Raw genomic sequence first — 20730 nt, 5'->3', positions numbered from 1 at the left:
GAAATGAGAAAAAGAGCAAAGTGGTTATGCAGTGTATTACTTGTTGCAGCGATTGGTCTGACAGGATGTGGACAGAAACAGAAGACAGAAAGTACGGCAGAGAAAGCTGATGAAAATCATTTTGTGGGAGAGTGGATCATTGAGCCGGAGTATGCAATCAGCAAGGTTGGAGATGAAAATACGTTGTTTGTAGATGGAAGAGGAGAAAAAAAGGCAATCCTTGGAACTGTAAAAGGTGCAATTGCGACGGTATGGCAGGACTGGAGTATTACAGAAGGAAAACAGGGAGATGAGAAATGGGGGTGCATACAGGAGCCTGCACAGCTGGAAGAGACTCTTGGCAATCTTGGAATTACAAAGGATAAAGAAATTATTCTGATCGGTGAGACCTTAGACGGATGGGGAGATGATGCGAGACTTCTCTGGGAACTCCGAGCGGTCGGATATGAAGATGTGAAGATGGTAGATGGCGGATGGAAGGCGTTGAAAGATAGTGGAATTAAGACACAGTTTCTTGCATCCAAGCCGGAACCGGCAGAAGTAAAAATCGATGAAATTGATTATTCCCATGTGATGACAACCGAAGAATTACAGAAGAATTATGACGAGTACAAAATTGTGGATGTGCGTACCGATGAAGAATATGATGGAGCAATTCTGTATGATGAAGCAAAGGGAGGACACCTTCCGGGAGCAATTCATATCCGGTACACAGATCTGTTCGATGATGCAGGATATCTGAAATCCAATGAAGAACTGACAAAAATGTTTGAGGATGCCGGACTGTCTAAAGATGATGAGATCGTCACTTATTGTACAGGAGGAATCCGTTCGGCATATACACAGCTGGTAATGGAAATGTGTGGATTTGAACATACATACAATTATGATCAGTCATTCTGGAGATGGGCTGTTGTTGGAGATGTAGAATAATGGTTAGTGTTTTGATGTGTACTTATAACCGGAGGTTTTGCCTGAAACAGGCGGTTGACAGCGTCCTTTGTCAGACGTACCCTGATTTCGAATTTGTCATCGTAGATGACGGATCGACCGATGGAACAGAAGAACTGATAAAAAGCTATCAGGATCCACGGATCAGATATTTTAAACTGGATCGGAATTCATTTTACTGTTATGCGGCAAATAAGGGGCTTGATTACTGCCATGGAGATTACGTGGCATTTATGAATAGCGATGATGCATGGCTGCCGGACAAGCTGGAAAAGCAGGTGGCGGTTATGGAAGAGAATCGGATGCTCGGTGCGTGTTTTACGAGAGTATATCTGGTTGATGAAAGTGGCAATGATCTGTCGGAAGAATGCAGGGATATGGCAGAGCTTTTTGACAGGAAGTGTTCGACACGGAAAGAATATCTGCATATGCTTCTGCAATCTGGAAATTTTCTTTGTCATCCCTCTGCTCTGGTCAGAAAATCTGTATTGGATAAGATCGGATATTTCAATCTTTTGTATCGTCAGCTGGCAGATTATGATCTGTGGCTTCGGATTGTAAGTGAAGCAGAGATCACGGTTCTGGAAGAAAGACTGATCCGTTTTCAATGGGATATAAAAGGAAAGAAACAGATCAGTATGTCAACAAGAGAAAATTCAGTCCGCGCATTTAATGAATCTGTCATGATCCGGAAAAATTGTGTTGAATCGATGACGGATGAAAAATTTTGTCAGTTTTTCCGGGAAGATTTCCGAAATCCGGATTCTGTATCACATTTACAGCTGGAATTTGAAAAAGCATTCTGGTTGATGAAATGTATAGAGGAAGTACCGGGACTGAAAGCAGCAGGGATGGAAATGCTGGGGCAGACTATGAGAGAAGCAAATGCAATGGAGACTTTAAGAGAGCATTTTCATCTGGATATTTTTGATCTGTATCAGTGGAACGGGGAACATATGTATAAGACACCATGGCTGATAAGCGAAATTGAAGAAGGAAGCCAGCAACTGGCGTATTATAAAGATATTCTCAGACAGAAAGATGAGTATATTGGGCAGCAGAAAGAACAGCTTGAAAAACAAAATGCAGCGATTGAACAGCAGCAGGAATATATAGAAGGACAGCGAAGGCAGGCCGCGCATTATGAAGAACAGCTGGATGAACTTGGCAGACGGATGGAACAGAAAACAGGGCAGCTTAAGAAATATGAGGATAAGATCAGGGAGCAGGATGAAATGATCCAGACATATGCAAATTCAACCAGCTGGAAAATAACAGAACCGATGAGAAAAATCATGCGTCTGCTGAAAAAGTGATTTATAGAAAAGATAAATATACTTAATCCGGGATAAGGACAATCAATTAGTGAATAGATTGCAGATATGTTATAGTTAGAAGAAAGAAGATTAGACGAGGAGAAAAGATTATGAAAAGAACAGCATTATTTCTTGCAGGAATTCTTGTGATTTCATCACTTTCAGGATGTGGTGCAAAGAATTCGGCATCAGACAGCAGTGAACCATTTGAAGGAAAGTATGTAGTAACCGCCGACTATGTGAAAGAAAATCTGGACGATATCATCGTAGTGGATGCAAGAGGTGAAGATGAGGCGAAAAAAGGTACTGTAAAAGGTGCAGTGGCAACGACATGGCAGTATCTGGCAACCTGTGAAGACGGGGAAGCGGGAGATGCAAACTGGGGATGTATCCTTGATACAAAGCGCTTGAGCGAAAGATTAGGAGAGCTTGGGCTGGCAAAAGATAAGGAAATCGTGCTTTTTTCAAATGCGGAGAAAGGCTGGGGAGAAGATGGCAGGATTGCATGGGAGCTGATTGCGGCAGGCTATGAGGATGTAAAAATCGTAGATGGCGGGATCAAAGCACTGAAAGCAGCAGGAGTTGAGACTGTCAAAGGAGCAGCAGAGCCAAAACCGGTATCGGTAGAAATTGATTCTATTGATGAAACCCATGTGATCAATACGGATGAGTTGAAGGAAATTTATGACGACTGTAAAATCGTAGATACCCGTACAGATAAAGAATACAATGGAAAGACAATGTATGGGGAGGCAAATGGGGGACATCTTCCGGGGGCAATCCAGATCCGTTATACGGATTTGTTTAACAGTGACAGTACATTAAAGAGTAATGAAGATCTGACAAAGATGTTTGAAGATGCAGGACTTTCAAAAGAGGATCATATTATTACTTACTGTACCGGAGGAATCCGTTCAGCTTATATGCAACTTGTAATGGAAATGTGTGGCTTTGAAAATTCAGAGAACTATGACGAATCTTTCTACAGATGGTGTGTGGAAGGAGATCTGGAGAAATAAAGAGAAGCAGATCAACGAGATCTGAACATCGTATGAATATGAATGAATTTGAAAAATCGGGACGTTGGCAATTTAGTCAGCGTCCCGATTTTGTAACCTTTTTGGGAATAATTATTATTTTACAATTTTTTTCTTACCGAATGCAACGATTGCGCCAAGAGCAGCGAGCATTGCAACTGCAAGTGCAGCGATAGGAGCGGTATCTCCTGTCTTTGTTGTAGCAGCAGTAGCGGTCTTATTTGTATTCTGGCTATTACCGTTACCTTTGCTATTGTTGTCTTTCTTTGTATCAGGATCAACAACAGGATCTGTTACAAAATGTTTCTTGATCACTTCACTCTTTGCACCATTTTCGATGGTGAATACATTTGTGATTCCGGCTTCTTTGAGAAGCTGAGTTGCTTTTGCAGCACCTCTTGCACCACTGTTGCAAAGAACATAAATTGTTTTTCCTTCAAAATCTGCTTTGTGAGCAGCTACATATTCTGTAAATGCTTTTGCAAGATCATCCGGAAGGTTGTTGTCTTTGTCGAAAAGTGGAAGGGAAAGGGATCCCTTTAAGTGTCCTTTGGTGTAAGATTCTGTAGAACGTACATCAAGGATCAGGTAATTCTTTGTATCAGACATTTTGTTGATCACATGAGTATCAGATACATAAATGGAAGCAGCTTTTACATCTTCATTTTTTGCACCACCAGTGATGGTATGAACTTTTGCAAGATCATATCCGGCAGCTTTTAATAAAGCAGTAGCAGCTCTTGCACCACTTGCACCACTGTTACAGAGAAGATAGAGATCTTTTTTCTCAAGAGTGGCTTTGTTGTCTGTTACGTATTTTGTGAAATCTTTGGAAAGCTGGTCATCTGTAGTTTTTGCAACACCATCAGCATTAAATACTGGTGTTGAGATAGAACCTTTCAAATGTCCGGCACCATAGTTGCCTGTTGCACGAACATCAAGGATTGCTACATCGTCTTTTCCAACAGCAGCAACAGCTGTTTTTCCGTCTACAGCATTTCCATCTGTTCCTGACATTGCGTACAGGAGTTCCAGGCCTTTTGCACCGTTTGTGATAGTGTATACTTTTCCATCTTCCTTAGTGCTTGTGTTATAGCCAAGTTCTCCAAGAAGTTTGGTTGCTTTCTGAGCCCCTCTTGCACCACTGTTGCAGATGATGTAGATTGGTTTGTCTTCTGTTATTTTGGAAGGAATTTCTTCTTTGAAAGCTTTTTCAAGTGCTTCAGCCTCAGCTGTGTCAAGTTTGTTGTCGGCGTCAAACAGAGACTGTGAAATGGATCCTTTCAGAGTGCCTGTTTTAGCCTGTGCTTTTGTAGAACGCACATCAATGACATATGCAGTTCCTTCTTTTGCAGCTGTAATAGCATCGTTTCCGGATACAAATTTGTAACCATCTACAGTTACGAAAGCATTTTTTACAGTTTCATCTTTCGCACCACCGGTGATGGTATAGATCGTGTTTTTGTCAACACCGTTGTCTGCAAGTAAAGCAGTAGCGGCTCTTGCACCTCTTGAACCACTGTTGCAGAGAACGTATACTTTTTTGCCTGTGAAAGTGGAAATGTTGGCTTTTACATAGTCAGCGAAAGAAACGGCATAAGAATCCTTATTAGTTTCTGCAATTGCCGGCTCACCTTTTTCATCAATATAGAACAAAGGAAGAGAAATAGAATTCTTCAGATGTCCCTTTGCATAGTTTTCTGTTGTACGAACATCGATGATTACTACATCAGATGAATCAACAGCAGCTACGGCTTCAGCACCGGTTACAGCGTTGTTTGTTCCAAGGAAAGCGTAGCGTACTTCAAGGCCTGTTGCTCCGTAAGTAATAGTGTGAATGTTGTCAAGAGAATATCCTGCAGCGTTTAATAAAACGGTAGCAGCTTTTGCACCTGCGTTTCCACTGTTGCAGAGAACATAGATTTCTTTTCCTTCAAGAACGGAATTTCCGGTTACAGTTTCTGTGAAAGCTACAGCGGTAGGTTCATCGGAACGCTTAACAACACCATCTGAAGTAAATACTGGTGCAGAAATAGAACCTTCAATATGTCCCTTGTTGTAGTTTTCAGGTGTGCGTACATCTACGATAACACCAGAGCCGGCTTTTGCATTTTCGATGGCTTTTGATCCGTCTATAGGATTACCATCTGTGCCAAGTTCTGTGTAGCGACCAGCGATATCAGTAATAACATCCGAAGTTTCTTTAGAATCATCAGCTTCATCCGAAGCTTCTTCTTCAGAAGTTTCCCCTTCAGGAACTGTTACTTCTTCCTGGTTTTCTTGATTTTCTGAAACAGTAGTCTGCACATCACTTTCTGTAACGGCATCAGCAACCGGATCAGCGGCAAAAGCTGTCAGAGAGCCGTTCGCAAGTAATGCGAAAGACAGAAATACTGGTAATAATTTTCTTTTCATTTTTCCTCCTTACTCTCAAAATTAGGTTACGATTACATTGTAACAGTTTTCACAAAAATTTCATAATTGTTTTAATCTATATATAAAAACGGAATAGATAAAATCTATAGGTATAATTGAGAGATTTTATTAAACTAACTGCTGTTTCGTGGTAGAATAAAAGGATAAAAATGAAAAATGGGGATATGAAAATGAAGGGAATTATTTTGGCAGGCGGATCAGGAACCCGTCTCTATCCACTTACGATGGTGACATCCAAGCAGCTTTTACCTGTGTATGATAAGCCGATGATCTACTATCCGTTGTCGGTTCTTATGAGTGCGGGGATCCGGGAGATCCTGATCATCAGTACACCACAGGATACACCGAGATTTGAAGAACTTTTCGGGGACGGGTATCAGTTCGGCATCGAATTAACCTATGCGGTGCAGGAAAGACCGGAAGGTCTTGCGCAGGCGTTCATAATAGGAAAAAAATTTATTGGCAATGATGCGGCGGCAATGATCCTGGGGGATAATCTGTTTGCCGGGCATGGGCTTAAGAAACGCCTTTTAGAAGCGGTAAAAGCAGCGGAGAGAGGAGACGGTGCAACCATATTTGGATATTATGTGGATGATCCGGAACGGTTTGGTATCGTGGAATTTGATGAAAAGGGCAAGGCGGTTTCCATTGAGGAAAAACCCGAACATCCGAAAAGTAATTACTGTGTGACAGGTCTGTATTTTTATGATAACCGGGTGAGCGATTATGCAGGACAGTTAAAGCCAAGCAGACGTGGGGAGCTGGAGATCACGGATCTTAACCGGATCTATCTGGAGCAGGGAAGACTTCGGGTAGAGCTTCTGGGTCAGGGCTTTACCTGGCTGGATGCGGGCACCCATGAGAGTCTGACAGATGCGACTAATTTTGTGAAGACGGTAGAGACTCATCAGCACCGGAAAATTGGATGTCTGGAAGAAATTGCCTATCTGAATGGCTGGATTTCCAGAAACGCACTGCTGGAAGTCTGTGAAAAATACAGACAGAATCAGTATGGACAATATTTGCATGACGTAGCAGAAGGAAAGTTCAGAGAGAATCTGTTTTAGACAGGGGAGAGAGTTTATGAAAATCATTGTTACCGGCGGCGCCGGATTTATTGGCAGCAACTTTATTTATTATATGATGGAAAAGTATCCCGGGGATCGGATCATCTGTCTGGATGCACTGACTTATGCAGGACATTTGTCAACACTGGAACAGGCGATGAAAAATCCACTCTTTCGGTTTGTGAAAGCATCGGTGACAGACCGGGTGGCAGTGTACCGGTTATTTGAGGAAGAGCAGCCGGATATCGTGGTTAACTTTGCAGCAGAAAGTCATGTAGACCGGTCGATCGAAGATCCGGAAGTCTTTCTGGATACCAATATAAAAGGAACAGCAGTTCTGATGGATGCGTGCCGGAAATATGGAATCCGGCGTTATCATCAGGTTTCTACGGATGAGGTGTATGGGGATCTTCCGCTTGAACGGCCGGATCTGTTTTTTACAGAAGAGACACCGATCCATACGAGCAGTCCGTACAGTGCATCCAAGGCAGCGGCAGATCTTCTGGTACAGTCCTATCACAGAACGTATGGACTTCCGGTGACGATCAGTCGCTGTTCTAACAATTATGGACCCTATCATCTGCCGGAAAAGCTGATTCCGCTCATGATCGTTGAAGCACTTCATGACCAGCCGCTTCCGGTTTATGGTGATGGAAAAAATGTGCGCGACTGGCTTTATGTAAAGGATCACTGCCGGGCAATCGATCTGATCCTACGTCAGGGGAAAGAAGGGGAAATTTACAATGTCGGCGGTCACAACGAAATGAAAAACATCGATATTGTGAAGCTGATATGTAAAGAACTTGGAAAATCGGAAGATCTGATCACTTATGTAGAGGACCGGAAAGGGCATGATAGGAGATATGCAATCGATCCTACAAAGATTCATAGAGAACTTGGCTGGATCCCGGAGACTTCTTTTGCAGATGGCATTAAGAGAACTATCGAATGGTATCTGAAGCACCGGGAATGGTGGGAACCTATTGTAGAAAAGGAAATGAAAATAAAATGCTAAAGTTTTTGGTAACAGGTGCCGCCGGACAGTTGGGGAAGGATGTTATGCGTGAATTGGACAGCCGGGGTTATGAAGTGATTGGAAGCGGTACGAAAAAAAGAGAAGTTTCAGAGCGCTATGTGCAGATGGATATCACGGATGCGGGGGGTGTTATGGCAGTTCTGGAAAGGCTCAAACCGGATATTGTGATCCACTGTGCGGCGTGGACGGCGGTGGATGCGGCAGAAGAGCCGGAAAACTATGAAAAAGTATGGGAAGTTAATGGAAAGGGCACAGCAAATCTTGCATCCGCCTGCCAGAAAATTCATGCTAAAATGGTTTATATCAGTACAGACTATGTGTTTGGTGGACAGGGGAGCAGACCGTGGGAACCGGATTGTGAGGAGTTTTCGCCGCTGAACCGATACGGTGAAACGAAATTACAGGGTGAACAGGCAGTGAAAGCAGAACTGAAAGAGTATTTTATTGTGCGGATTGCCTGGGTATTCGGGAAAAACGGGAATAATTTTGTGAAGACCATGCTGGAGCTGGGGAAAAGACGGAAGGAACTTCGAGTGGTATGTGATCAGATTGGAACGCCGACTTACACAGCAGATCTTGCAAAATTTCTTGCAGATCTGTCGGTGACAAAGCGATATGGGATCTATCATGTGACTAATGAAGGAAAATATGTCAGTTGGTATGATTTTGCAAAAGAAATCTTCGCACAGGCTGTGAAGCTTGGTGAAAAAGAATATGCAGATGTAAAAGTGATTCCGGTTACGACAGCAGAATACGGAATTTCAAAAGCGGCAAGACCGTTTAACAGCAGACTTGACAGAAAAAGGATTTGTGAAGAAGGATTTCAGCCACTGCCGGTCTGGAAGAATGCGCTGGAGAGATATTTGCAGGAAGTTCTTGCAGAGAGAAAAGGATAAAAGGAAAATGGGACAGATAAAAGTAGAAAAAAATGTAGGTGGAATAGAAGGACTCTGTGTGATTGAGCCGGCAGTGCATGGCGATCTGCGGGGATACTTTATGGAAACTTATAATCAGAAGGACATGGAAGAAGCCGGATTTACGATGAACTTTGTACAGGATAACCAGTCCTCTTCCGGAAAAGCAGTACTGAGGGGTCTTCATTATCAGAAGAAATATCCGCAGGGAAAGCTGATACGCGTAATACGGGGAACTGTGTTTGACGTGGCAGTGGATATCAGAACGGGAAGTGCTACTTATGGAAAATGGTATGGGATCGTGCTGTCGGAAGAAAATAAAAAGCAGTTTTACATTCCGGAGGGATTTGCACATGGATTCCTGGTTTTGAGTGAGCAGGCAGACTTCTGTTATAAATGTACGGATTTTTATCATCCAGATGATGAAGGAGGGATTGCCTGGGATGATCCGACAATCCATATTGCATGGCCAGAGCTTGATGTGCCATACAGAATGAGCGAAAAAGATAAACAGTGGGGAAGGCTGGGAGAATAAGATGGAAAGAATTCAGGGATTAAAAGAATATGTACAGACAGCGCAGTATCTGGAAGGAATCGGGATCGGAAAAGAGCAGCAGAAGAAAGTGCAGATCGCCTATCAGCCACTTGCGCAGGGAGAATATAACATCAATTACTGGTTTGTGCATCCGCTGACTGGGAAGAAACTGGTACTTCGTGTTAATACGGGAAGTCAGATGCATCTGGAAAAGCAGATTGAATACGAATATCATGCATTGGAGCTTCTGAAGGATTCCGGGCGGACACCGGTGCCGGTTTTTGTAGATGGAAGTAAGAAGGAATTGCCATATGGAGTAATGGTTATGGAATTTCTGGAAGGAAGTGCACTGGATTACAGGAAGAATCTGATGGAAGCGGCAGAATGTCTTGCGGATATCCACAGTGTTCCGGTGAATGATACGGATGGACTGATATCGCCGGCGAATCCGCTGCAGGCGATTCTGGATGAATGCAATCAGATGGTGCAGACATACTACAACTCTGATCTGGGAGAAGAAAAGAAAAAGGTACAGATTCGGCGTCTTCTGGAACTGGGACAGGAGAAGATCAATGCGATACGGGATTATGATGGATACAGATGCTGTATTAACACAGAACTGAATTCCGGAAATTTTCTGATGAATGGTGCAGGAAAAGAAAATTATCTGATTGACTGGGAAAAGCCGCTTTATGGGGATCCGGTTCAGGATCTGGGGCATTTTCTTGCACCGACGACAACCTTCTGGAAAACAGATGTGATTCTGACAGAAGAAGAGATGACTGATTTTACAAGAAAATATATCCAGGCGGTAAATGGAAGATTTGATGTGAGTGGAATCGAAGAACGTCTGAACATTTTTATTCCGATCACGTGTCTCAGGGGAATTACATGGTGTGCAATGGCGTGGGTAGAATATCAGGAGCCGGGAAGACTGATTCGCAACGAAGAAACATTTAAAAAGATGGAAGACTATTTAAACCAGGATTTTCTGGATATGATCGAAGAAAGATATTATAAATAAAGATTTCAGGGATACGGAGTAATAAAATTCTGCGTTTTTCCACATACTACCCATATCGAATAAAATATGGAAAACATGTGGAACACAGGAGGAATAGAATCAATATGAAAGCTACAGGAATTGTCCGCCGGATCGATGATCTTGGCAGAATTGTCGTTCCGAAGGAAATCAGGCGCACGCTCCGTATCCGTGAGGGTGATGCACTTGAAATTTTCACCGACCGGGAAGGAGAAATCATTCTAAAAAAATACTCACCGCTTGGGGAAATGGGAAATTTTGCAGACCAATATGCAGAAAGTCTGGCGCAGACGCTTGGATATCTGGTGTGTATCACGGATACAGATCAGGTGATCGCAGCAGCAGGACCGGGGAAGAAAGAATTTCAGGAGCAGCTGATCACAAGACAACTTGCGGAAGTGATCGCAAGAAGGGAGCAGTTTCTGGCATCCTCTATGGAGCGGAAGTTCACGGTCATCGTGTCGGGACAGAATGCAGAACTGAAATGGCAGGTGGTAAGTCCGATCATCTGCGCCGGAGATGCGATCGGTTCTGTCGTGATTCTGGCAAAGGACGGCAGGAAAAAACCCGGTGAGCTGGAACAGAAGATGGCACTTTGCGCAGCAGGATTTCTGGGACGACAGATGGAACAGTAAAGGAATATTTCATAAGAATCTCTCATAGTATAAAAGGACGGGAGGGGTTCTTATGGAAAAAAAGCTGTTTGAAAATATCCATTTTACAAGACTTGTGAAAGCACTGATACTTTCTTACTTTCTTACGATGCTGATGCTGCTCGGACTGTCCTTTGGGCTGTATAAGTTTGACTTAAGCGAGAAAACCGTCCGGATCGGGATCCTTGCGGTTTACATAATTTCCACATTTGCCGGTGGATTTGTCATGGGAAAAATGGGGAAGACAAGGAAATTCCTGCGAGGATTTATGCTTGGAATGCTCTATTTTCTGCTACTGTTTGCAATTTCAGCAGGGATCTACCGGAGCGTGCAGGGTGGAATGCAGATGATGATCGCCTGGATCCTCTGTGGGGCAGGCGGAATGCTCGGTGGTATGGTGTCCTGAAGGGGCGGAGATGTAATTTTTGCGTTGACGGTATCAAGGGACATGTGCTATACTGTATCACATAATGAGCAAAGAAGGAGGATCTTACAATGAAACACATTAAAACATTGAATACACAGACTCTGAACAATACAGTAAAGAAGGGCGGATGCGGAGAATGCCAGACATCCTGTCAGTCAGCATGCAAGACTTCTTGTACAGTAGGAAATCAGACTTGCGAACACAGCAAATAAGAGATATTTGTAAGTGCAGTGAATAAGTATGACAAGCAGGCAGCGGCTTTAAAGCCGCTGTCATTTGACGTATGAGGAAAAATTTGAAAAATAAGGATAGAAAGGGGTACCGGTTGTGATTCATCAGTACCAGAACAATGGATATAATATTGTACTTGATGTCAACAGCGGATGCGTTCATGTAGTGGACGAGCCGGGGTACGAGGTTATTGCATGTCTGAACCGTATGAACGAGAATCAGACAGTGCAGACACTGAAAGAAGAAAGTACATGGAACCAGCTGAAAGATGAGCTGGAAGGGAAATATTCCGAAGAAGAACTCAGAGATATATTGGATGATGTGACAGAGCTGACAGAGAATGGACAGCTTTTTGTTGTTGATACATATGAACCTTTTATCGGGGAGGTTATCAAGCGTAAGACAGTTGTGAAGGCACTCTGCCTGCATATCGCACACGACTGCAATCTTGCCTGCAAATACTGTTTCGCAGAAGAAGGAGAGTATCACGGAAGAAGGGCGCTTATGACTTATGAAGTTGGTAAGAAAGCCCTGGATTTTCTGATCGCCAATTCCGGAACAAGAAGGAATCTGGAAGTTGATTTCTTTGGCGGGGAGCCGCTTATGAACTGGCAGGTTGTAAAAGACCTGGTGGCATACGGAAGAGAGCAGGAGAAGCTTCATGACAAGCACTTCCGCTTTACAGTAACTACGAACGGAGTGCTTCTGAATGATGAGATTCAGGAGTTTATCAATAAAGAGATGGATAACGTGGTCATCAGTCTTGACGGACGTAAGGAAGTAAATGACAGAATGCGTCCTTTCAGAAATGGAAAAGGAAGCTATGATCTGATCGTTCCGAAGTTCCAGAAGCTTGCAGATTCACGTAATCAGGAGCGCTACTATATCCGTGGAACATTTACCAGAAACAATCTGGATTTTTCAGAGGATGTAAAGCATTTTGCAGAGCTTGGCTTCAAGCAGATGTCGATCGAACCGGTTGTCGGGGATGAATCTGATCCGTATGCAATCCGGGAAGAAGATCTTCCGCAGATCTTTGATGAGTATGACAAGCTTGCAAGATATATTATCGAGAAAGATAAAAAGGGAGAAGGATTCAATTTCTTCCACTTTATGATCGACCTGGAAGGAGGACCTTGTCTGTACAAACGTCTGTCCGGATGTGGCTCGGGAACCGAATACCTTGCTGTTACACCATGGGGAGATTTCTATCCGTGTCATCAGTTTGTAGGTGATGAAGATTTCCTGATGGGAAATGTAAACGAAGGGATTACAAGACCGGAGATCGCAGATGAGTTCCGTTGCTGTAACGTATATACCAAAGAAAAATGCAAGAAATGTTTTGCAAGATTCTACTGCAGTGGTGGATGTATGGCAAACGCATACAAGTATGCAGACGGATTAAATGATTCTTATGATCTGGGCTGTGAGATGGAACGTAAGCGCGTGGAATGCGCGATTATGATAAAGGCTGCAATGGCAGACGAAAACTAAGAAAGGGACTTGGACATGAAGAAGAGTAAAGGAATAGTAAGCCTTGTTCTGATTGCTGCACTTTTAGGACTTCTTGGATTTACCTGCTGGCAGGGATTTGGTTCCTCCCACACAGGTTCCGCAAGAAATATCAATCTTGGTCTTGACCTTGCCGGTGGTGTCAGCATTACCTATCAGACGAAAGACAAGAATCCTTCAGCAGAAGATATGAAGGATACGATCTACAAGCTGCAGAAGCGTGTAGAGCAGTACAGTACAGAAGCAAGTGTATATCAGGAAGGGGATGACCGGATCAACATCGAGATCCCGGGTGTATCTGATGCCAATAAAGTTCTGGAAGAACTTGGCAAACCAGGATCACTGGTATTTCAGGATGCAGATGGCAATACCGTTCTTGAAGGAACAGATGTTAAAAATGCAGAGGCTCAGACACAGGAGAACTCTACGACTAAGAACAAAGAATATGTTGTAGCTCTGCAACTTACAAAAGAAGGAACAACCAAATTTGCAGAAGCAACAGCAGCAAATGTAGGAAAACAGATTTCCATTATTTATGATGGACAGACAATCAGTTCACCAAGAGTTAATCAGGCGATCGAAGGCGGAGAAGCCGTTATTACCGGTATGGAGAGCTATGAAGCGGCAGACAATCTTGCTTCTACCATCCGAATAGGTGGTCTTTCGCTGGAACTGGAAGAACTCCGTTCCAATGTTGTAGCGGCACAGCTTGGTGAAGATGCTATCAGAACAAGTTTAATGGCCGGTGCGATCGGACTTGCGATCATCTTTGTATTTATGTGTATTGTTTACCTGATTCCGGGTCTTGCGGCAGGGCTTGCACTTCTGATTTATACAGGGCTGGTTCTTATCCTTTTAAATGCATTCAATATCACGCTTACCCTCCCGGGTATTGCAGGTATTATTCTTGGAATCGGTATGGCGGTGGATGCCAATGTTATCATTTTTGCACGTGTGCGTGAGGAAGTGACAGCCGGTATCAGCGTCAAGACTTCCCTGAAGAATGGTTTCCACAAAGCGATGTCTGCGATCGTTGACGGTAACGTGACAACTCTGATCGCCGCAGCTGTATTGTGGTTCAAGGGATCCGGTTCTGTAAAAGGATTTGCACAGACACTGGCGCTTGGTATCGTAGTATCTATGTTTACTGCTCTTGTCATCACAAGAGTGATCATTTTCTCTCTGTACGCAATCGGGCTTCGTGATGTAAAGTTCTACGCAAAGAAGTTCAAAAAAGAGAGAAAGGTGATCGATTTCCTTGGAAAGAAAGCAATCTTCTTTGTGATTTCCATTGCTGTGATCGCAGCTGGTCTGATCACGATGGGAGTTCAGTCTTCCAAAGGAAACGGTGCGTTAAATTACAGCCTGGAATTCAAAGGTGGTACTTCAACAACTGTAACATTTGACAAAGATTATTCGATCAAAGAGATTGATTCCAAGATTGTTCCGGTTGTAGAAGAGACAACCGGCGATCACAATGTACAGGCACAGAAAGTAAAAGACAGCAACCAGATCATCATCAAGACACAGACACTGAGTCTGGATGAAAGAGAGGCGCTGAACAATGCACTTGCAGAGAACTTCGGCGTAGATGCATCTACGATCACGGCTGAGAATATCAGTTCTACTGTAAGTTCTGAAATGAGGCAGGATGCGATCGTTGCAGTTATTATTTCTGCAATCTGTATGCTGATCTATATCTGGTTCCGGTTCAAAGATGTACGTTTTGGATCCAGTGCGGTTCTTGCACTTTTGCATGACCTTTTATTTGTCCTTACATTCTATGCGGTTGCAAGAACTTCTGTAGGTAATACATTTATCGCATGTATGCTGACAATCCTCGGATATTCTATCAACGCAACGATCGTTATTTTTGACCGTATCCGTGAAGAACTTCGCACGATGAAGAGAAATGATGATCTGAAGGATGTTGTCAACAGAAGTATCACTTACACACTGACAAGAAGTATTTATACTACATTTACCACATTTGTTATGGTAGCTGTTCTGTATATTCTGGGCGTAAGTTCGATCAAAGAATTTGCTGCACCGCTTATGGTTGGTATTGCAGGTGGTGGATATTCATCTGTATGTATCACAGGTGCATTATGGTATGTAATGAAAACAAAAATCAGCGGCAAAAAAGCAGCGAAAAAGAAATAACTGACAGAAAATGAGGTGTCGGGGGAGAATCCTCCGGCATCTTTGTATTATCTGACTACCAAAGAAAGGAAAAGAGAAGATGGAGAACTGGGTACTTCTGAGAAAAGGAGCGGATTTTCAGCATATCAGTGAAAAATTCCATATCAGTCCGCGAGTGGCTTCTTTGATAAGAAACCGGGATGTGATCGGGGATGATGCGATCGAGAAATATTTAAACGGTACGATCGCCGATCTGTACGATGGAATGCTGATGAAGGATATGGACAAGGCAGTAGCGGTTCTTGGAGAAAAGATAAAAGAAAATGTAAAAATCAGGATCATCGGAGACTATGATATTGATGGAATCCAGTCGACCTATATTCTTCTGGAGGGATTCCGGATGCTCGGAGCTGATGTGGACAGTGACATTCCGGATCGTATGAAGGACGGGTATGGCCTGAACCGGAATCTGATCGACCGGGCGCTGGAGGCCGACGTGGATACGATCATTACCTGTGATAACGGGATTGCGGCAGCAGAGGAGATCGCCTATGCAAAAAGTATGGGAATGACAGTTGTGGTGACGGATCATCATGAGGTCCCATATACGGAAATTGGTGGGGAACGAAGATATATTCTGCCGGAGGCAGATGCGGTTGTGGATCCGAAGCAGGAGGACTGTACTTATCCGTTCAAAGGTCTGTGCGGGGCTGCGGTTGCTTACAAGCTGGTGGAGGCTCTGATGGAAGCTATGGGAAAGGATGCGGAAGATGTAGATTATCTGATGGAAAATGTGGCGATCGCAACGATCGGTGATGTTATGGATCTGGTGGACGAAAACCGTATTTTCGTAAAACAGGGACTGGATATGCTGAAACGGACGGAGAATCTGGGCCTGAAGGCGTTGATGGGATGTACTGGTGTGAATGTAGATAAGTTGTCTCCGTATCACATTGGATTTGTGATCGGTCCGTGTATGAATGCCAGTGGAAGACTGGATACGGCAAAGCGTGCCCTGGAGCTTCTGGAGGCAAAGAAAGTGGCGGAGGCGGATCTGCTGGCAGGTGATCTGAAAGCACTCAATGACAGCCGGAAGGATATGACGGCGCAGGCGGTAGAAGAGGCGTTTATCCAGGTGGAGAACAGTGAACTTAAGGATGCAGACGTGCTGGTGGTCTACCTGCCGGAATGTCATGAAAGCCTTGCCGGGATCGTGGCAGGAAGGATCCGGGAAAAATATTACCGTCCGGTCTTTGTGCTGACGAAGGGTGCGGAAGGTTTAAAGGGCTCAGGAAGATCGATCGAGACATGGCACATGTATGAAGGACTGAACCGTGTAAAGCATCTGTTGTCAAAATTCGGCGGGCATAAGATGGCGGCAGGTCTTTCCATGCCAGAGGAGAATCTGGAACAGTTCCGTAAGGAGATCAACGAAAAATCCGGGATCACACCAGAGGATCTGAATGAAAAGATTGCCATAGATATGCAGCTCCCGTTTGAATGTGTCAATGAAAAATTTATCGGAGAGCTTGCGGTTCTGGAACCGTTTGGCAAAGGAAATGCACGTCCGGTCTTTGCGGAAAGACAGGTACAGGTGGAAAGTGCGAGAATCCTTGGTAAGAATAAAAATGTGCTGAAGCTGCAGGTGAAGGATCTTCACGGTACAAGGATGGATGCCATATATTTTGGAGATGTGAATACCTTTGTGGAATATGTGCGTGAAAAATTTGGAGATATTGCCTGTGAGTGTCTGCTGCGCGGACACGGGCATGGAATTGTTATGGCATTTACCTATTATCCGGATATCAATGAGTATCAGGGAGTCCGTACACCACAGATTGTGATCCAAAATTATAAATAATTTGAAAAACAGCAATTTTATGCTATACTAATAGATATTGTATATATTTGTAGGTAAGGTGGAGAAGAAAGATGAAAAAACTTGAAGAATATGTTGTCAGCATTCCGGATTATCCGGAAAAAGGAATTATTTTCAGAGATGTAACCAGCATTCTCGAAGATCCGGAGGGACTTCAGCTTTCCATTCAGGAACTGCAGGATAAGCTTGACGGTGTGGATTTCAATATCGTGATCGGGCCGGAGTCCAGAGGATTTATTTTCGGAATGCCGATTGCATATAATCTGCATAAGGCATTTGTGCCGATCCGTAAAAAAGGAAAGCTTCCTTGCGAGACAGCATCGATCAAGTATGATCTGGAATATGGAAGTGCAGAGATCGAGATCCACAAGCGTTCGATCAAACCGGGAGACAAGGTTGTGATCGTAGACGACCTGATGGCAACAGGCGGTACGGCAGAAGCGATGATCAAACTGATCGAAGGACTTGGCGGTGAGGTTGTAGAAGTTCTCTGCCTGATCGAACTGATGGGCTTAAAAGGACGGGAAAGACTGAAAGGATACAAAGTAGACTCGGTGATCCAGTATCCGGGAAACTAATGAGAAGGAAGGGAAGGCTATGGCAGATGATATCGGAATCCAGCAGGAGATGCTGATCGAACCAACACATAAAAAACTGGAGATCGTAGATGGTCATGCGGTAAAGGATGTGGAAGATTATCAGAATCCGGAACTGCTCTATAAAAGTCTGATCGAGCGAGTCAGAAAGTACCATCCTTCGGCGGACGTCTCTATGATCGAAAAAGCATATCACATTGCAAGAGATGCACACAAAGGGCAGACACGGAAATCCGGAGAGCAGTATATTATCCATCCTCTGTGGGTTGGAATCATTCTGGCACAGCTGGAGATGGACAAAGAGACGATCGTTGCCGGCATCCTTCATGATGTGGTTGAAGACACGGTGATGACGGACGAAGAGATCCGTCAGGAATTCGGAGATGAGGTGGCGCTTCTGGTAGACGGTGTCACAAAGCTGGGACAGCTTTCCTATTCAGCAGATAAGCTGGAGGTGCAGGCTGAGAATCTTCGTAAGATGTTCCTTGCGATGGCAAAGGACATCCGTGTTATCATCATCAAGCTTGCCGACCGTCTGCACAATATGCGTACCCTGCAGTATATGCGACCGGAGAAGCAGCTGGAAAAAGCAAAAGAAACCATGGATATCTATGCTCCGATCGCACAGCGGCTTGGTATTTCCAAGATCAAGACAGAGCTGGATGATCTGGCACTCAAATATTCCCAGCCGGAGGTCTTTAACGATCTGGTAAGGCAGATCAATGCAAGGAAGACGGAAAGGGAAGAATTTGTCCAGCAGATTGTGGATGAGGTTTCCACACATATGAAGAATGCGAACATTGATGCAGAAGTGAACGGACGCGTGAAGCATTTTTTCAGTATTTACAAAAAGATGGTGAACCAGGATAAGACGGTGGATCAGATCTATGATCTGTTTGCAGTCCGTATTATCGTAGATTCTGTAAAAGACTGTTATGCGGCGCTTGGAGTTATCCATGAGATGTATACACCGGTACCGGGACGCTTTAAAGACTATATCGCAATGCCGAAGGCAAATATGTACCAGTCTCTGCATACAACTCTGATGAGCTCGATCGGTCAGCCGTTTGAGATCCAGATCCGTACAAAAGAGATGCATAAAACTGCTGAATACGGTATTGCGGCACATTGGAAATATAAAGAGTCCGAGGATGGAAAGAAGAGCGTTGAAGCGAAGGAAGAAGAGAAACTGAGCTGGCTTCGTCAGATCCTGGAATGGCAGCGAGACATGTCAGACAACCGGGAATTTCTGAATCTTCTGAAAGGAGATCTGGATCTTTTTGCAGAGGATGTATACTGTTTTACACCGAACGGAGATGTCAAGAATTTGCCGAACGGTTCTACGCCGGTTGACTTTGCCTATGCGATCCATACTGCAGTCGGCAACAAGATGGTAGGTGCCAGAGTCAATGGCAAGCTGGTCAATATCGATTACAAGATCCAGAACGGGGATCGAATCGAGATCCTGACTTCGCAGAACTCCAAAGGACCGAGCCGTGACTGGCTGAGTATCGTCAAGAGTACCCAGGCGAAGAACAAGATCAACCAGTGGTTTAAGAAAGAATTCAAAGAAGAAAATATTGTACGTGGTAAGGAAATGCTCGCCATTTACTGTAAGGCAAAAGGATTTGTACTCTCGGATCTGATGAAACCGAAATATATGCAGATCGTGCAGGAAAAGTACGGCTTTAAGGACTGGGATTCGATCCTTGCAGCACTTGGGCATGGTGGATTGAAGGAAGGGCAGATTGTCAACCGTCTTGCGGAAGAATACAGTAAGGATCACCGAAAAGAACTGACCGACGAAAGTGTTCTGGAAAAGGTTGCGGAAGCGGCAAAGAACAAGGTGCATATCACCAGATCCAAGAGTGGTATTGTGGTCAAGGGAATCGACGATATGGCAGTGCGTTTTTCCAGATGCTGCAATCCGGTGCCGGGAGATGAGATCGTTGGCTTTATCACCCGTGGACGCGGAATGTCGATCCACCGGACGGACTGTGTCAATATCATTCATCTGTCAGAAGCGGAAAGAGCGCGTCTGATCCCGGCAGAATGGGAAAAACCGGAGGAAGGTACAGATACCGGAAGCTATCTGGCTGAGATCAAGATGTATGCAAATGACAGGCAGGGACTTCTGATGGATATGTCCAAGGTGTTCACGGAGATGAATATTGATGTGAAGTCTATGAATGTAAGAACCAGCAAACAGGGAACAGCAACAATCGAAGCCGGATTTATTGTCCGGGGAAGAGAGGAGCTTGGAAAAGTGATCGGAAAGCTCCGGCAGATCGTCGGCGTGCTGGATATAGAACGAGCAGTGGGGTAAAAAGAAATGAAAATCGAAAAATTTGTAACAGGAATTATCAGTACCAATTGTTACATTGTTACCAATGAAGAAACAAAAGAGACCGTGATCGTTGATCCGGCAAACCTGTCAAAAGCGATGATCGGTTATATCGAAGAGGAAGAGCTTGTAATTAAGGCAATTCTTCTGACTCATGCGCATTTTGATCATATCATGGGAATCGATAAAGTGATCGACCGGTATGGGAAAATGCCGGTTTATGTAGAAGAATCCGATCTGGAGCTTCTTCACACACCGTCTATGAATGAGTCAACGGTATATACAAATGGCTACAGCTACCCGGGTGGAGAAGTGATCCATGATGGAGATGTGCTTCATCTGATCGGAGAAGATTTCCGGGTGATCCATACACCGGGACATACCCAGGGCGGCGTATGCTACTATGTAGAAAAAGAGGGAGTACTTTTCAGTGGAGATACATTGTTCTGTTGTTCAGTCGGAAGAAGTGATTTTGCAACCAGCAGCACTTCTGCACTGATTCGTTCGATCAAGGAAAAGCTGTTCCTGCTTCCGGATGAAACAAAGGTATTCCCGGGACATATGGGCGCAACAACGATTGGCAACGAAAAAGTGAACAACCCGTATGTGTAG

At 44.1% G+C, this 20730-nt stretch carries 18 protein-coding genes; 17 read left to right on the top strand and 1 reads right to left on the bottom strand.

Annotated elements, in window-relative coordinates; genetic code table 11:
* Positions 1–3 precede the first annotated feature (3 nt).
* The 3 genes from G4407_RS07755 (at position 4) to G4407_RS07745 (ending at position 3286) form a co-directional block, all read left to right on the top strand.
* A complete protein-coding gene (locus G4407_RS07755) occupies positions 4–933 on the top strand; it encodes a rhodanese-like domain-containing protein (RefSeq protein WP_173688392.1) in 930 nt (309 codons plus the stop codon).
* A complete protein-coding gene (locus G4407_RS07750; RefSeq protein ID WP_173688391.1) occupies positions 933–2267 on the top strand; it encodes a glycosyltransferase in 1335 nt (444 codons plus the stop codon). Before G4407_RS07755 ends, G4407_RS07750 begins: the two co-directional genes overlap by 1 nt.
* A gap of 110 nt (positions 2268–2377) precedes the next feature.
* Positions 2378–3286: a rhodanese-like domain-containing protein gene (locus G4407_RS07745; RefSeq protein ID WP_173688390.1), complete on the top strand. Its 909-nt coding sequence runs from the start codon at positions 2378–2380 to the stop codon at positions 3284–3286.
* A gap of 114 nt (positions 3287–3400) precedes the next feature.
* On the opposite strand, the gene G4407_RS07740 is transcribed toward G4407_RS07745, so the two are convergent.
* Entirely contained in the window at positions 3401–5719 is a 2319-nt protein-coding gene (locus G4407_RS07740; RefSeq protein WP_173688389.1) for a rhodanese-like domain-containing protein, read from the bottom strand.
* A 191-nt stretch (positions 5720–5910) separates the two neighbouring features.
* On the opposite strand from G4407_RS07740, the gene rfbA reads away from it, so the two are divergent.
* The 14 genes from rfbA (at position 5911) to G4407_RS07670 (ending at position 20730) form a co-directional block, all read left to right on the top strand.
* Complete coding sequence (rfbA, locus tag G4407_RS07735; protein ID WP_173688428.1) at positions 5911–6807, top strand: glucose-1-phosphate thymidylyltransferase RfbA; 897 nt, start codon at positions 5911–5913, stop codon at positions 6805–6807.
* A 16-nt stretch (positions 6808–6823) separates the two neighbouring features.
* Positions 6824–7822 (top strand): dTDP-glucose 4,6-dehydratase, encoded by a 999-nt coding sequence (gene rfbB, locus G4407_RS07730; RefSeq protein ID WP_173688388.1) that lies wholly within the window; start codon positions 6824–6826, stop codon positions 7820–7822.
* The gene (rfbD, locus tag G4407_RS07725) at positions 7816–8739 is read left to right on the top strand and encodes a dTDP-4-dehydrorhamnose reductase (RefSeq protein ID WP_173688387.1); all 924 of its coding nucleotides are present in this window, start codon (positions 7816–7818) and stop codon (positions 8737–8739) included. The genes rfbB and rfbD overlap by 7 nt, the downstream gene beginning before the upstream one ends.
* Before the next feature lie 7 nt (positions 8740–8746).
* A complete protein-coding gene (gene rfbC, locus G4407_RS07720) occupies positions 8747–9292 on the top strand; it encodes a dTDP-4-dehydrorhamnose 3,5-epimerase (RefSeq protein WP_173688386.1) in 546 nt (181 codons plus the stop codon).
* 1 nt (position 9293) lies between these two features.
* A complete protein-coding gene (locus G4407_RS07715; RefSeq protein WP_173688385.1) occupies positions 9294–10316 on the top strand; it encodes an aminoglycoside phosphotransferase family protein in 1023 nt (340 codons plus the stop codon).
* Between the two features lie 104 nt (positions 10317–10420).
* Positions 10421–10969: a stage V sporulation protein T gene (gene spoVT / locus G4407_RS07710; RefSeq protein ID WP_173688384.1), complete on the top strand. Its 549-nt coding sequence runs from the start codon at positions 10421–10423 to the stop codon at positions 10967–10969.
* Between the two features lie 52 nt (positions 10970–11021).
* On the top strand, positions 11022–11393 hold the full coding sequence (locus tag G4407_RS07705) for a TIGR04086 family membrane protein (RefSeq protein ID WP_173688383.1): 372 nt from the start codon (positions 11022–11024) through the stop codon (positions 11391–11393).
* An 89-nt stretch (positions 11394–11482) separates the two neighbouring features.
* Entirely contained in the window at positions 11483–11626 is a 144-nt protein-coding gene (gene scfA, locus G4407_RS07700; protein ID WP_008369659.1) for a six-cysteine ranthipeptide SCIFF, read from the top strand.
* Positions 11627–11741: 115 nt separating this feature from the next.
* Positions 11742–13139: a thioether cross-link-forming SCIFF peptide maturase gene (scfB, locus tag G4407_RS07695; RefSeq protein WP_173688382.1), complete on the top strand. Its 1398-nt coding sequence runs from the start codon at positions 11742–11744 to the stop codon at positions 13137–13139.
* 15 nt (positions 13140–13154) lie between these two features.
* Complete coding sequence (gene secD / locus G4407_RS07690; RefSeq protein WP_173688381.1) at positions 13155–15320, top strand: protein translocase subunit SecD; 2166 nt, start codon at positions 13155–13157, stop codon at positions 15318–15320.
* A 79-nt stretch (positions 15321–15399) separates the two neighbouring features.
* Positions 15400–17160 carry a single-stranded-DNA-specific exonuclease RecJ gene (gene recJ / locus G4407_RS07685; RefSeq protein WP_173688380.1) on the top strand — a complete coding sequence of 587 codons (1761 nt, stop codon included), beginning with the start codon at positions 15400–15402 and terminating at the stop codon, positions 17158–17160.
* 71 nt (positions 17161–17231) lie between these two features.
* Complete coding sequence (locus G4407_RS07680; RefSeq protein WP_173688379.1) at positions 17232–17756, top strand: adenine phosphoribosyltransferase; 525 nt, start codon at positions 17232–17234, stop codon at positions 17754–17756.
* A gap of 19 nt (positions 17757–17775) precedes the next feature.
* Positions 17776–20100: a RelA/SpoT family protein gene (locus G4407_RS07675; protein ID WP_173688378.1), complete on the top strand. Its 2325-nt coding sequence runs from the start codon at positions 17776–17778 to the stop codon at positions 20098–20100.
* 6 nt (positions 20101–20106) lie between these two features.
* Positions 20107–20730, top strand: coding sequence for an MBL fold metallo-hydrolase (locus G4407_RS07670; RefSeq protein ID WP_173688377.1), 624 nt, complete (start codon positions 20107–20109; stop codon positions 20728–20730).

Source organism: Allocoprococcus comes, assembly GCF_013300725.1.
GTDB lineage: Bacteria > Bacillota > Clostridia > Lachnospirales > Lachnospiraceae > Allocoprococcus > Allocoprococcus comes_A.
This window is presented reverse-complemented; position numbering and strand designations above follow the sequence as displayed.

What these genes read in the sequence shown, in the direction of transcription:
- spoVT (WP_173688384.1), top strand. Translation starts at nt 10,421, where the DNA reads ATGAAAGCTACAGGAATTGTCCGCCGGATCGATGATCTTGGCAGAATT.
- rfbA (WP_173688428.1), top strand. Translation starts at nt 5,911, where the DNA reads ATGAAGGGAATTATTTTGGCAGGCGGATCAGGAACCCGTCTCTATCCA.
- G4407_RS07670 (WP_173688377.1), top strand. Translation starts at nt 20,107, where the DNA reads ATGAAAATCGAAAAATTTGTAACAGGAATTATCAGTACCAATTGTTAC.
- G4407_RS07750 (WP_173688391.1), top strand. Translation starts at nt 933, where the DNA reads ATGGTTAGTGTTTTGATGTGTACTTATAACCGGAGGTTTTGCCTGAAA.
- rfbD (WP_173688387.1), top strand. Translation starts at nt 7,816, where the DNA reads ATGCTAAAGTTTTTGGTAACAGGTGCCGCCGGACAGTTGGGGAAGGAT.
- G4407_RS07745 (WP_173688390.1), top strand. Translation starts at nt 2,378, where the DNA reads ATGAAAAGAACAGCATTATTTCTTGCAGGAATTCTTGTGATTTCATCA.
- rfbC (WP_173688386.1), top strand. Translation starts at nt 8,747, where the DNA reads ATGGGACAGATAAAAGTAGAAAAAAATGTAGGTGGAATAGAAGGACTC.
- G4407_RS07675 (WP_173688378.1), top strand. Translation starts at nt 17,776, where the DNA reads ATGGCAGATGATATCGGAATCCAGCAGGAGATGCTGATCGAACCAACA.
- secD (WP_173688381.1), top strand. Translation starts at nt 13,155, where the DNA reads ATGAAGAAGAGTAAAGGAATAGTAAGCCTTGTTCTGATTGCTGCACTT.
- G4407_RS07755 (WP_173688392.1), top strand. Translation starts at nt 4, where the DNA reads ATGAGAAAAAGAGCAAAGTGGTTATGCAGTGTATTACTTGTTGCAGCG.
- G4407_RS07705 (WP_173688383.1), top strand. Translation starts at nt 11,022, where the DNA reads ATGGAAAAAAAGCTGTTTGAAAATATCCATTTTACAAGACTTGTGAAA.
- recJ (WP_173688380.1), top strand. Translation starts at nt 15,400, where the DNA reads ATGGAGAACTGGGTACTTCTGAGAAAAGGAGCGGATTTTCAGCATATC.
- rfbB (WP_173688388.1), top strand. Translation starts at nt 6,824, where the DNA reads ATGAAAATCATTGTTACCGGCGGCGCCGGATTTATTGGCAGCAACTTT.
- G4407_RS07680 (WP_173688379.1), top strand. Translation starts at nt 17,232, where the DNA reads ATGAAAAAACTTGAAGAATATGTTGTCAGCATTCCGGATTATCCGGAA.
- G4407_RS07740 (WP_173688389.1), bottom strand. Translation starts at nt 5,719, where the DNA reads ATGAAAAGAAAATTATTACCAGTATTTCTGTCTTTCGCATTACTTGCG.
- G4407_RS07715 (WP_173688385.1), top strand. Translation starts at nt 9,294, where the DNA reads ATGGAAAGAATTCAGGGATTAAAAGAATATGTACAGACAGCGCAGTAT.
- scfA (WP_008369659.1), top strand. Translation starts at nt 11,483, where the DNA reads ATGAAACACATTAAAACATTGAATACACAGACTCTGAACAATACAGTA.